General features: G+C 71.0%; 9 protein-coding genes and 2 pseudogenes. 8 read left to right on the plus strand and 3 right to left on the minus strand.

Going from position 1 to position 12614, the window contains the following annotated elements:
* Positions 1 to 138: 138 nt before the first annotated feature.
* Positions 139 to 2616, minus strand: a complete 2478-nt coding sequence (locus Q0599_RS21250) for a heme lyase CcmF/NrfE family subunit (protein WP_298834130.1) — start codon at positions 2614 to 2616, stop codon at positions 139 to 141.
* Positions 2617 to 2678: 62 nt separating this feature from the next.
* Here Q0599_RS21250 and Q0599_RS21255 point away from each other — a divergent pair, with 62 nt between their 5' ends.
* A complete protein-coding gene (locus Q0599_RS21255) occupies positions 2679 to 3719 on the plus strand; it encodes a 6-bladed beta-propeller (RefSeq protein ID WP_298834132.1) in 1041 nt (346 codons plus the stop codon).
* Between the two features lie 121 nt (positions 3720 to 3840).
* Positions 3841 to 4779 carry a cytochrome c3 family protein gene (locus Q0599_RS21260; protein WP_298834134.1) on the plus strand — a complete coding sequence of 313 codons (939 nt, stop codon included), beginning with the start codon at positions 3841 to 3843 and terminating at the stop codon, positions 4777 to 4779.
* A gap of 9 nt (positions 4780 to 4788) precedes the next feature.
* Here Q0599_RS21260 and Q0599_RS21265 read toward each other — a convergent pair whose 3' ends face one another.
* Together Q0599_RS21265 and Q0599_RS21270 are read right to left on the minus strand one after the other, a co-directional pair.
* Positions 4789 to 5760: a cytochrome c gene (locus Q0599_RS21265; RefSeq protein ID WP_298834137.1), complete on the minus strand. Its 972-nt coding sequence runs from the start codon at positions 5758 to 5760 to the stop codon at positions 4789 to 4791.
* Positions 5760 to 6593, minus strand: a complete 834-nt coding sequence (locus tag Q0599_RS21270) for a cytochrome c (RefSeq protein ID WP_298834139.1) — start codon at positions 6591 to 6593, stop codon at positions 5760 to 5762. Before Q0599_RS21270 ends, Q0599_RS21265 begins: the two co-directional genes overlap by 1 nt.
* 188 nt (positions 6594 to 6781) lie before the next feature.
* Here Q0599_RS21270 and Q0599_RS21275 point away from each other — a divergent pair.
* The 6 genes and pseudogenes from Q0599_RS21275 to Q0599_RS21300 all read left to right on the plus strand — a co-directional run.
* Positions 6782 to 7015 (plus strand): annotated as a pseudogene (locus Q0599_RS21275) (cytochrome c5 family protein); the annotation flags it as partial.
* A gap of 35 nt (positions 7016 to 7050) precedes the next feature.
* Entirely contained in the window at positions 7051 to 8154 is a 1104-nt protein-coding gene (locus Q0599_RS21280) for a 6-bladed beta-propeller (RefSeq protein WP_298834142.1), read from the plus strand.
* A 223-nt stretch (positions 8155 to 8377) separates the two neighbouring features.
* Entirely contained in the window at positions 8378 to 9274 is an 897-nt protein-coding gene (locus Q0599_RS21285; protein WP_298834144.1) for a hypothetical protein, read from the plus strand.
* Between the two features lie 94 nt (positions 9275 to 9368).
* Entirely contained in the window at positions 9369 to 10364 is a 996-nt protein-coding gene (locus Q0599_RS21290; protein ID WP_298834147.1) for a peptidyl-prolyl cis-trans isomerase, read from the plus strand.
* A 25-nt stretch (positions 10365 to 10389) separates the two neighbouring features.
* On the plus strand, positions 10390 to 12303 hold the full coding sequence (locus Q0599_RS21295; protein ID WP_298834150.1) for a hypothetical protein: 1914 nt from the start codon (positions 10390 to 10392) through the stop codon (positions 12301 to 12303).
* A gap of 40 nt (positions 12304 to 12343) precedes the next feature.
* Positions 12344 to 12614 (plus strand): annotated as a pseudogene (locus tag Q0599_RS21300) (hypothetical protein); the annotation flags it as partial.

The following is a 12614-nucleotide window of genomic DNA, read 5'->3' on the forward strand; positions in this document are numbered from 1 at the left end:
TGACGCCTCCCAGGCCACCTCCCGACAAGGGGCCCCGCGGGGCCCCTTCTTCATGGGCGCCTCGGGCCTGCGCGATGGGACTGGCGCGTCGCGCAGGACGCGCCGGGCGGTCGGCGCGAACTGCGCCTCGGGAGGGATTCAGCGCGGTTCGGCGGTGTTCGCGAGGTCGGCGCCAGCGGCTCGATCCGCCAACGCCGGCAGTTCGTCCCAGCGCACCGCGTCCAGAGGCGGCAGCGGACTCGCCAGGGCCTCGCGCTCGCTGCGCGCCAAGGCACGCCACAGCAGCCCCGCGCCCACGATCAGCAGCAGCAAGGGGCCACCCCACAGCAGCGCCGTGGTCGTCTTCATGGGCGGCCGGTACAGCACGAAGTCGCCATAGCGCTGCGTCATGTACTCGATCACCTGGTCATCGCTGCGGCCGGCCTGCAACTGCTCGCGCACCTGGTTCTTCAGGTCCAGCGCCAGTGGGGCGTGCGAGTCGGCGAGCGACTGGTTCTGGCACACCAGGCAGCGCAACTCGGCCGACAGGCGGTTCACGCGAGCCTCCAGCGCCGGGTCGGCGGCGACCGGCTGCGCCGGTGCGGCAAACAGCGGCGCGGCGACCAGCAGCAGGCACAGCGCCGTGACAGCCGCGCCCACGGCGCGGCGCGACGCGACCGGCATCTCGTCGCGACGCAGCGCGACGCGGTAGCGCCGGTCGGCCGCGGCCAGCAGGCCGCCTGCAGCCATCAGCAGGGCGCCGAACCAGATCCAGTCGACGAAGGGCTTGTGATACACACGCACCGTCCAGGTGTTCTCGTCGATCGGCTCGCCGAGCGAGACGTAGAGGTCGCGCGTCAGGCCGACGTCGATCGCTGCCTCGGTCATCGGCATCTGCTGGACCTTGTAGAGCCGCTTCTCGGGGGTCATGGTGAAGGGGGCGTCTTCACCGCGACGGACTTCCAGCGTGCCGCGCATGCCCACGTAGTTGGGCCCGCTGAATTCCTGCGTGCCCTGGAAGGTGAACTGGTAGCCGGCCACCTCGATGGTGTCACCCAGGCCCATCTTCACGTCGCGTTCGATCTCGTAGCCCTTCACGAGGGTCACGCCGACGATGAACACGCCGACGCCGAGGTGGCCGAGCACCATGCCGAAGAAGCTGGGCGACGAGCGCGCGAGCTGGGCGAATCGCGAGCGCAGGCCTGCGCCCGGCTCGCCGCGCAGGCGCTGCGCAAGCACCGCCGCGGTGCTGGCGAACACCCAGGCGGCGAGCAGCATGCCCAGCGCGACGCCCGGACTCCAGCGACCGGCCAGCACCGGCAGCGCCAGTGCGGCGACCACGCTGAGCGCAGCCGGCCACCTCAGCTTGCGCGCCAGCTCGGCCGCCGCGCTCGCCTTCCAGCGTGCCAGCGGCCCCACGCCCATCAGCAGCACCACGGGCGCCATCAGGGGCACGAACACCGTCTCGAAGTAGGGCGCGCCCACCGAGATCTTGCCCAGGCCCAGCGCGTCCAGCACCAGGGGGTAGAGCGTGCCCAGCATCACCGACGCGGCGGCGGTGAGCAGCAGCAGGTTGTTGGCCAGCAGCAGGGACTCGCGCGACACCCGGTCGAATCGCCCGCCGAAGCCCACGCTCGCCGCGCGCCAGCCGAACAGCGCCAGCGACCCGCCCACCACCACGAGCAGGAAGGCGAGGATGAAGATGCCGCGCGTCGGGTCGGTGGCGAAGGCGTGCACCGAGGTCAGCACGCCCGAGCGGACGAGGAAGGTGCCCAGCAGGCTGAGGCTGAAGGCGGCGATGGCCAGCAGCACCGTCCAGGCCTTGAAGGCGCCGCGCTTCTCCGCCACCGCCAGCGAGTGGATCAGCGCCGTGCCCACCAGCCAGGGCATGAAGGAGGCGTTCTCCACCGGGTCCCAGAACCACCAGCCGCCCCAGCCCAGCTCGTAGTAGGCCCACCAGCTGCCGATGGCGATGCCCAGCGTGAGGAACACCCAGGCGGCGGTGGTCCAGGGCCGCGACCAGCGCGCCCAGGCGGCATCGAAGCGGCCCGACAGCAGCGCCGACACCGCGAAGGCGAACGCCACCGCGAAGCCGACGTAGCCCATGTAGAGCAGTGGCGGGTGGATCACCATGCCGGGGTCCTGCAGCAGCGGGTTGAGGTCGCGGCCGTCCAGCGCCGGCGGCACGAGGCGCTGGAAGGGGTTCGAGGTCAGCAGGATGAAGAGCAGGAAGCCGACGCTGACGAAGCCCATCACGCCGAGCACGCGCGCCACCATGTCCGCCGGCAGGCGCTTCGAGAACAGGCTCACCGCCAGCATCCACAGCGAGAGCATGAACACCCACAGCAGCATCGAGCCCTCGTGGCTGCCCCAGGTGGCGGCGATGCGGTAGGGCAGCGGCAGTTCGGTGTTCGAGTGCGAGGCGACGTTGAGCACCGAGAAGTCGTTGGCGACGAACGACGCCATCAGGCTGCCGAAGGCGATGGCGACGAACAGGAACAGCGCCTGCGCCGCCGGCCGCGCGAGCGACATCGCCGCCGCGTCGCCGCGCGCCGCGCCGATGATGGGCAGGGTGCCGAGCGCGAGCGCGATGAACAAAGCGAGGACGAGCGCGAAGTGGCCGAGTTCGGGCAGCATGGGCGGGCTCAGCAGCAATCGCCATGCCCGTGGCTGGCACGCGCTCTGCTGCGTGTCGCCCGATGCCTGTCCGCCGACGCGATCTCGTGCTGCCCCTGGCCGCGCTGCTGGCCGGCTGCGCCGTGCCGCCGCGCAGGGCCGCGCCCAGCCCGCCGGTGTGGCCGCCGCCGCCGGAGATCGCGCGCTATCGCCACGAAGCCACGTTGCGAGATGCCGGCAGCGTGGCCGACGAGCTGACCTCGGCACGGCTGCGCGAGCGGCTCACCGGAGCGAGCGCGATGCCGGGCTTCGGCAAGCCATCCGCCGTGGCCGCCATGGGCGGCCGCGTCTACGTCGGCGACACCGAGGGCCGCCGCGTGTTCGTGTTCGACCTCGCGCGCCGCCGCAGCTTCGCGTTCGGATTGCGCCTCGAGGGCGAACTGCGCAAGCCCGCCGGCATCGCCGTCGACGCCGCCGGATTCGTGCACGTGGTCGATTCCAGCGCGCGCCGGCTGATCGTCTACGACGCGATCGGCCTGTTCCAGCGTGCCATCGACGGCGGCAATGCCTGGACGCGGCCGACCGGCGTCGCGGTGAGCGCCGACGGCTCGGCGGTGCACGTCGTCGACACCGGCGGAGTGGAGAGCGACGCGCATCGCGTGTTCAGCTACGACGCGCAGGGACGGCTGCTGCGCACCATTGGCCGGCGCGGTGCGGCGCCGGGCGAGTTCAACCTGCCGGTCGATGCCGCGGTGGCGCCCGACGGGCAGCTGTGGGTGCTCGACGCGGGCAACTTCCGCGTGCAGGCTTTCGACCCGGACGGGCGCTTCGTGCGCGCCTTCGGCTCGGCGGGCAACGGGCTCGGCCAGTTCGGCCGGCCGCGCGGCTTGGCCATCGACCGCGACGGTCTCCTCTACATCAGCGACGCGAGCTTCGCCAACGTGCAGGTGTTCCAGCCCGACGGCCAGCTGCTGATCGCGCTCGGTTCGCGCGGCGAGAGCGACGGTCCGGCGCGCTTCTCGCTACCCGCCGGCGTGGCCTGCGACGAAACGGGCCGCCTCTACGTGGTCGACCAGTTCTTTCACAAGGTCGAGGTGATCCGCAAGCTGCCGGAGCCCGCTTGAGCCGGCTGCAGACGAGGACGTGGCGTTCCCAAGGCCGGGAACGGGCGGCTCGATTTCGGGAAAACGCAGCGCAGCTACCGGGGAGGTGCCGCCGGTACACAGCTTGCAGCGCTGCGCGTCCATGATGCGCCTCGACATCCGCCATGTGCTGCCGGCGCTGCTGTTTGGCGTGCTCGCGCATGGCGCGGCCTGGGCCGGGCCCGACCCGGCGCCCGGAGCGGCGTCGAAGTTCAGCAACCGTGGCAGCGTGGCGAACACGCGCCACAACCTGACGCAGCGGCCCACCGAAGTCGGCCCCGGCGGACCGATCAACGCCGCGCTGATGGACACCCAGCGCAACGACTACGGCGAGGTCTGCGTCTACTGCCACACGCCGCACGGGGCCCACACGACCATCGCGGCGCCGCTGTGGAACCGCACGACGAAGGTGACCACCTACCAGACCTACGACCTGCTCAACACCACCTCGTTGACGCAGCTGGTGACGCAGCCCGGCGCGAGTTCACTGACCTGCCTGAGCTGCCACGACGGCACCACCGCGGTCGACGCCATCGTCAACATGCCCGGCTCGGGGCGCTACAACACCGCGCGCATCACTTCCGACGCGCCGGCGCTGCTCAACGAGTGGCCCAACGCGGCGGTCACGCATGTCGGCCTGCGTGCGCCCGACCAGGGCTGCCTGGTCTGCCACAACCCGAATGGCGCGGGCGCGGCCTTCCCCACGGCCTACGACTTCACCGCGTTCGCGCTCGGCACCGACCTGCGCAACGACCATCCGGTGGGCGTCCGCTTCCCGACGGTGGCCGGCCCGGGCACCGACTTCAACGAGCCGCCCCGGCGCGCCGCCCGGGTGGCCTTCTTCGACAGCAACGCCAACAACCGCGCCGACGGCGATGAGATCCGCCTCTACAACAGCAGCGAGGGCTACGAGGTGGAGTGCGCCTCCTGCCACGATCCGCACGGCGTTCCCTCGGCGGGGCCCGGCAGCGTCTTCAATCCGACCTTCCTGCGCATCCCCAACACCGGCAGCGCGGTGTGCCGCACCTGCCACAGCAAGTAGCGCCCGGGCTCAGCCGCCGTCGCGGCGGAAGAAGGCGCGCATCACGTAAGCGGCCACGGCGTCGACCTCGTCCGCGGTGAACACGTCGCGCCAGGCCGGCATCGAGGTGCCCGGCAGGCCTTCGCGGATGGTCTGGCGCAGCCGGGCGGCGGGCAGGGTCTGCGGCGAGTACATCGTGAGATCGCGTGCCTTGGGCTCCATGAACTGGCCGATCCAGTTCTTGCCCGTGCCGTCGGCGCCGTGGCAGAACGCGCAGTTGGCCTGGAACAGCGCCTCGCCGCGCTTCTGCAGCGGTGTGAGGCCTTCGATCCGTGGCACCACGTCATGCTTGGCGTAGACGCTCGCGCTCGACACCGCGTCGGGCGGCGGTGCACCGTAGTCCCCGGGCACGAAGCCCATGCGCGGGTAGGACAGCGGGCGCGAACTCCAGGCCGGACCTTCGTCCTCGACGTGCGCGCGGTCGTGGCAGGACACGCAGGCCTCGAGGAACAGCCTGCGCGCGGCGCGCTGTGCGTCGTCCAGCGACTCGGCCGGCGCGTCGAGCTTGAGCGCGCCGGTGACGAAGGGGAAGGCCGCCGCGAAGCGCTGGTGGTCGGGCCAGCCGTTCTCCGCCGTGTGGTAGGCGGTGTTGCGCGCCTTGCGGCGCACGAACTCCTGCTCGACGAAGGCGGCCACGGCCTGCATCTCCTCGTCGTCGACGATGCCGACGAATGACTTCATCGCCGTGCCCGCGCGGCCTTCGCGCAGCGTCTTCAGGATCGACGCGGCGTCCAGCGGCGGCCCTTGCGTGAAGTCGCGCGGGGGCGGGCTCAGGTAGGTCGCGGCGAGCGTCTTCGCGTCGCCCGAGTAGCCGTGGCAGAAGTAGCAGCGGAAGTTGTAGACCTTGCGGCCGAGCTCGTGCCGCTCGGCTTCGTCGCGCGTGCCGCAGCCGCTCAACAGCAGGACCGCCGCGGCGAGCAGCGTCGCCGCGTATCGCCGCATCACTTGCCGGCCGCCGCCGCCTGCGGTGCCGGCGCGGGCACGATGAAGCTGCGGAACACGTACTCCGCCACGTCGGCCATCTGCTGCGGGGTGGCCACCTGCTTCCAGGCCGGCATCTCGGTGCCGAGACGGCCTTCGCTCACCGCGGCGTACAGCGCGACGCGGTTCAGGCGGGCGCGCGACTCGGCTTCGAGGAAGTTGCGCGGCTTCGGTCGGATGAAGTAGGCGCGCGGGCCGGCGCCGTCGCCTCGCGCGCCGTGGCAGGTGGCGCAGTTGGCCAGATAAAAGGCACCCCCGCGCTTCGAGTCTCCCTTCAGACCGTTGGGGAGGCCGGTCGTCATGTCGACCTGCACGGGGGTGGAAGCGATGTCGGCTTCACGCCCGCCATGGGCCCGCGTGCCGGAGATGCCTGGCGTGGCCGTGGGCGCGGCAGCGCCGGCCTCGCGGTTCACGAACGTGGCGAGAACGTGGTCGGCGAGCACGGCGATGTCGGCCTCCGACAACTGCGTCTTCCAACCGACCATGGCGGTGCCCGGCCGGCCGTGGGTGATGGCCAGCACGATGCGCTCGCGCGACAGCTCCTGGCGGCTGGCTGCGCTGGTGAAGTCGCGCGGCACCGTGGACAGCGCGCCGGTGGCGCGGCTGCGTCCGTCGCCCTTGTCGCCATGGCAGACGGAGCAGTAGTTGTGATACAGCACGGCACCGCGCGACGCATCCTTGGGCGGCGGCGATGCGCTCTGCGCCAGTGGCGGCAACAGCATTGCGGCGACTGCGGCAAGCAGCCGCAGCCAGCGCATCGCCCAGCGTGGGAAGGTGGCATGAGGCGGGATCATCGTGGCGCTCCGGTCGACTTTGCGTGGCGGCATCGTTGCAACTTCCTTGCCACTGGCACGGGGTTTGCACTCGGGAGGTCGAGCTACCGATCACCACGGAGATGACGACGATGAATTTCGCAAGAACGGGACTGGGCTTTCTCGCTTTCGGCATCGCGAGCCTCGGCGGCAACGCGCTGGCGGCCGACGGCAAGGCGGTCTACGACAAGACCTGCGTGGCCTGCCACGCCAGCGGCGTGGCCAATGCGCCCAAGTTCGGCGACAAGGCCGCCTGGGCGCCGCGCATCGCCACCGGTCGCGATGCGCTGATCGCCTCGGTGACCAAGGGCAAGGGCGCGATGCCGCCGAAGGCCGGCGCCGCGAACCTGAGCGACGACGACATCAAGGCCGCCGTCGACTACATGGTCGGCGCTGCGAAGTAAGCGGCGCTTCCTTCCATCGCCACGAAGGGCCATCCATGAGGCGCCTCGCGCCCACCGCGCTGCTCGCCGTCGCCGCGCTCGCCTTGCTGCAGTCCTGCGCGCAGGCGCCGTCGGCGTCGAAGGACGCCACGCCGCGCGAGATCGTCTTTCCCGCGCCGCCCGACGAACCGCGCTTCGTCTTCGAGCGCACCATCCGCTCGAGCGCCGACATCCTTCCGGAGGAGGCGGGCAGCGAGTTGCGCCGGCTCGTCACCGGCGAGCAGACCAGCGGCGAAGCGCTGTCCAAGCCGTACGCGGTGGCGGTGTTCCGCGGGCGCATCTTCGTCTCCGACACCGTGGCCCGCTACGTGCGCGTGTTCGACGTGCCCGCCGGCAAGCAGTCCAAGATCGGCGACGAGGAAGGCCAGGGCCAGCTCATCAAGCCGATCGGCCTGGACGTCGATGCGGCCGGCAACCTGTACGTGGCCGACATCGGCGCGAAGGCGGTGATGGTCTATGGTGCGGACGGTCGCTTCCTGCGCAAGATCGGCGGCGACAAGTGGTTCTCCCGGCTGTCCAGCGTCACCGTCGACCCGGCCGGCGCGCGCGTGTATGCCGTGGACCTCGGCGGCGTCAGCTCCGAGCAGCACCAGGTGCGCGTGTTCGACGCGACGACCGGCGCCCATCTGCAGGACATCGGCAAGCGTGGCAGCGGCCCCGGCGAGTTCAACCTGCCGCGCGACCTTGCCATCGGCAAGGACGGGCGGCTGTACGTGGTCGATGGCGGCAACTTCCGCGTTGTCGTGTTCGACCGCGAGGGCCGCTACCTGCACAGCTTCGGCAGCGTGGGCAAGCAGTACGGGCAGTTCGCACGGCCCAAGGAAGTCGCCATCGACCGCGAAGGCAACGTCTACGTGGTCGACACCGCGTTCGGCAACTTCCAGATCTTCAACGCCGACGGCGAACTGCTGCTCTTCGTCGGCGATCGCTCCGAGCGCGACGGCCCGGCCAAGTACATGCTGCCCTCGGGCATCGCGGTCGACGAGGACGGGCGGGTGCTGGTGGTCGACCAGTGGTTCCGCAAGATCGACGTCTACCGGCCGCATCGCCTGGCCGAGCGCAGCGGCTTCCTGGCCAGACCCGTCGCGGCGGCGAAGTAGCGCTGCCCGCGCGCGCCGCCACGGCGCGCCGCAGGGCCGGGTTCCCGATCACGGGAAATCCCCTTCCGGAAATCGGGACGGATTGCGCCCCGGAAGCCCGCCGCCACGGGCTTGGCGTCGAGTGCGGCCAATGGCACAGAAACTGCAGAAACAGTTCCGTCATGCGGGGCATTGGGGAGTGCCGGGCCTGACGACTGTTCAACCAACCTTCGAGAGGGGCGAAATGAAGATGGCATGGCTATCCAGCCGAGGGAGGTGGGGAGCGGCGTCCGCAGCAGCAATCGCGGCACTGTTCCTCGTCTTCAGCGGTAACGCGTCGGCGGGCATTGCCGACACCAAGCACAACCTCGGGTCCGGCACCGGGCCTGCGGGCCGCAACCAGACCTCGGACACGGCGGAGATCTGCGTGTTCTGCCACACGCCACACGGGGCCGATGTGAACGCGCCGGCGCCGTTGTGGAACAAGCGGCTGGGCACGCCCGGCACGCCGGCTGGCGGCGGCACCTACACCACCTATGCGTCGCTGCAGACGCCGTCGCTGGACGGCTCGGTGGCCGCGGTGGGCTCGATCTCGATGGCCTGCCTCTCGTGCCACGACGGCACGCAGGCGATGGACAACATCATCAACGCGCCGGGCTCCGGTGGCGTGCTCGCCGACGGCGGCGGCAATGACGGCCGGGCCTACACCTGGACCGGCACCACGGTGAATGCGGCCGGCGCCCTGTCCAGCGGCGCGGCGCTGCTCGGCACCGACCTGTCCAACGACCACCCGATCGGCATCCAGTACTGCGGCGGCGGCCTGACCGGCACCGGCACGACGGTCACCGGCACCTGCGTCGACGGCGACTTCACCGCGCCGCTGACGCAGACCATCAACAGCAACCAGGTCTTCTGGGTCGAGACCGGCGGCGCCGGCAAGCAGCGCACCGACCTGCCGCTGTACGTGCGGCCCGGCGAGACGGTTGCCACCGGCCCGCTGGTCGAGTGCGCCAGCTGCCACGATCCGCACGTGTCGACCGGCCAGGCTGGCCCGACCGGCACCGGACGAGTCGCCGGCGAGACCTTCCTGCGCATCTCGAATGCTTCCAGCGCCGTGTGCACCGCCTGCCACGTGAAGTGACGCGCTGACGCGCAGCAGTTCCACGGGGCCGGGCATCCCGCGATGCCTGGCCCCGTTTTCGTTTCAACCGCAACAGTTTTTGAGGATCACGTCCATGCCTTCGCCAACACGTGCCCTCGCCGTCCTCGCGCTCGCGCTGGGCGCGGCGACGTTCGTCCCGGCAGCCCTGGCGGCCGAGACCTTCGCGACGGTGGGCGACACCGTGATCAGCGCAGCCGACTTCCAGCGCGCGCTGGCGGTCGCGATGCGCAAGAAGTACTACCACGCCAAGCCACCCGAGGACGAGTACGCGAAGTTCCAGCGCGAGGTCGGCGACGACGTGGTCAACCGCGTGCTGCTGCTGGCCGAGGCAAAGCGCCGCGGCATCCAGCCCGACCGTGCGCTGATCGATCGCACCGTGGCAGGCTACGACCAACAGTACGCCAACAGCGCCAACTGGAAGGCCAACCGCGACAAGATGCTCGCCGCCGTGGTGCCGCAGCTCGAGGGCGACAGCCTGCTCGATCGGCTGGGCAAGATCGTGAAGAGCGTGCCCGAGCCGAGCGAGGCGGTCGCACGGGCCTACTACGACAAGCACAAGGACCTGTTCGTCGAGCCCGAGCAGGTCAGGCTCAGCGTCATCCTGCTCAAGGTCGATCCGAGCTCGCCGCAGGCGGTGTGGAACGGTGCCAAGCAGGAAGCGCAGGGGATCTACCAGAAGCTCAAGGCCGGCGCCGACTTCGCCGAACTGGCGCGGCTGCACTCGGGCGACCGTTCGGCGGCGGAGGGCGGGCAGATGGATTACACGCACCGCGGCATGCTGCCCGAGGCGGTGCACGGCGTGGTCGACGCACTCAAGCCGCGCGACATCTCCGAGCCGGTGCAGCTGCTCGAGGGCATCGCCATCCTCCGCCTCGACGACCGACGCGCCGCGCAACAGCGCGGCTTCGAGCAGGTCAAGGAGCGTGCCGCCGACCTGTGGCAACGCGAGGAGGCCGAGGCGCGCTGGAAGAAGCTGATCGCCGACCTGCGACGCGCCACGCCGGTCCGCATCGACGAAAGCCACTATGCGCCGCTGCCCGCGACCCCGGAGAAGGCGCGCGCCGGCTGATTGCTGGCGTGCGTGCAGGAGGCCCATGAGGACGGGACGACGCGCGCGCGCCCGTCTCGCCTGCGCGGCACTGCTGCTGCGCGCCGGCGGCGCCGGCGCGGCCGCCTTCCTGCCCGGCGCCCCCGAGCCCGATCCGCCCACCGGCGCCACGGGGCACACCGAGCCCGCGCTGGCGGTGCCCGCGGGCAACGGCATCCGCTGGGAACTCGCCCCGCTGCGCTACGCCGGCACCGTGTCGCTCGACGGCCGCTGGTTGCGGCTGGAAGAGGGTACGCGCACGCGGCAGGGGCTCGTCTTCAACGACATCGAGTTCGCCACCCACGTCTGGCAGCCCTGGTTCGTGCAGCTGCGTGCTGGCTTCGGCGTGCTGGCTTCGCGCGACGTCTCGCGCACCGGCGACGGCGAGAGCGACCGCAACCGCGGCACCGCCCTGACCGGCCGCTTCTCGATGGCAGTGTTCCCGGTCAGCCGCTTTCCTTTCGAGATGCGCGCCGAGGTGAACGACAGCCGCGTGCGCGGCGACACGCTGCTCAGCGACTATCGCTCGCACCGCTTCAGCGCCAGCCAGTCCTGGCGCCCGGAAGTGGGCAACGACATCGTCAATGCAAACCTCGAGTACAGCCGGCTGACCGCGGCCGACGACACCGAGGACGCGGTCACCACCGTCAGCGCCTCGGCGCTGCACCAGCGCGCCGAGCATTCCTTCGAGTTGACCGGGCAGGCGAGCCGCAACACGCGCAGCGACAGTGCCGACGCGAGCCGCATCGCGCTGCTCAGCGCGCGCCACACCTTCCACCCGGCGAACGCGCTGCACGTCGACACCCTGGCGACGTGGAACGACGTGCGACTGCGCAGCGGTGCCACCTCGGAGCGTTTCGAGAACCGCACCGACGTGCGCCAGATCTCCAGCTTCGCTACGTGGCGGCCGCGCGAGGGCGAGTGGCTGTACTCGCCGACCTCGCCGCTGTACCTGACCGGCAGCGCGCGCTTCGTCGACGCCGGCAGCGACTCCGGCACGGGCGAGCAGAGGGTGCGCGCGATGAATGCCTCGCTCGGCGCCAGCCAGGAGCTGACGCGGGAGTGGCGCCTGTCGGGCGCGGTGTCGGGCACGGTGGTCGATCCCGACATCGGCAAGCGCAGTTCGATCGGCACCGCCAGCGGTACGGTGACCTATTCGCCCGAGGGACTCGCCTTCGGCGAGTGGCGCTACACGCCGACGCTGGGCGCCAGCGTCGGCGCGAGTCGCAGCAGCGAGGACGGGCTGCGCCACTCGCTCGGCGCGCAGGCGGCGCATGGCGTGTCGCGCACTTTCATTCTCGGCCAGGCCGACAGCGTCTCCGCCAACCTGACGCAAAGCCTGGGGGTGCTTCGCGACTCCGCCACGCCGGAGCCGGCGCGCGCGCTGGCACACTCGGCCAGCCTCTTCTGGCAGGGCACCGGCGACGGCGCCAGCCAGAGTTACGTCGGCCTGTCGGCGAGCGATTCGCGCACCTGGGCGCAGGAGACCGGCCGCTTCCAGCTGGTCAATGCCCAGGTCAGCCGGCGCACGCAGCTGACGCGCCACTCCAGCTGGACCGGCAGCCTGACCTGGCAGAGCACGCGCAGCGACAGCACGCAGCTGGATGCCTTCAGCGGCGAGCTGCGCGAAGCCAGCATCGGCTGGCAGCGTTTCTACAGCGGCACGCTCAGCTACGAGAACCATCGTGTCTTCGATGTGCCACGGCTGCGCTACACGGTGCTGCTGACGGTGAACAGCCAGCAGCTGGAGAGCCGCGCCGCCGGCGACATCGATGCACCGCTGGAGCGCGTCAGCGAGTCGCTGGAGAACCGGCTCGACTATTCCGTCGGTCGCCTCGAGGCGCGCCTGGCCGCGCGGGTCGCGCGCGTCGAGGGCCGCAGCGTCGCGTCGCTGTTCGTGCGCCTGCAGCGCCGCTACTGAGTCCGCACTCTCCCATTCGCCCCCGAACCCGGAGCCACCCGTGAACCCCATACCCACTCTGCGCTCACCCTGGCGGAGCCTGCTGCTGGCGCTGGCCGCGATGCTGCTGCTGTGGAGCCTCGCGCCGCGCGAGGCCCAGGCCGAATACGGCGACGTCGTCATCAACAACTACTCCGACGCCGCCGGCATGCGGCCGGTGGTGTTCCCGCACTGGTTCCATCGCGTGCGCTTCCGCTGCAAGGTCTGCCACGCGGACCTGGGCTTCCAGTTCAAGGCCGGCGGCAACCAGATCAACATGCTGAAGATCATCG

Origin of the sequence: uncultured Piscinibacter sp., assembly GCF_937952055.1 — a bacterium.
Lineage (GTDB): Bacteria > Pseudomonadota > Gammaproteobacteria > Burkholderiales > Burkholderiaceae_C > Piscinibacter.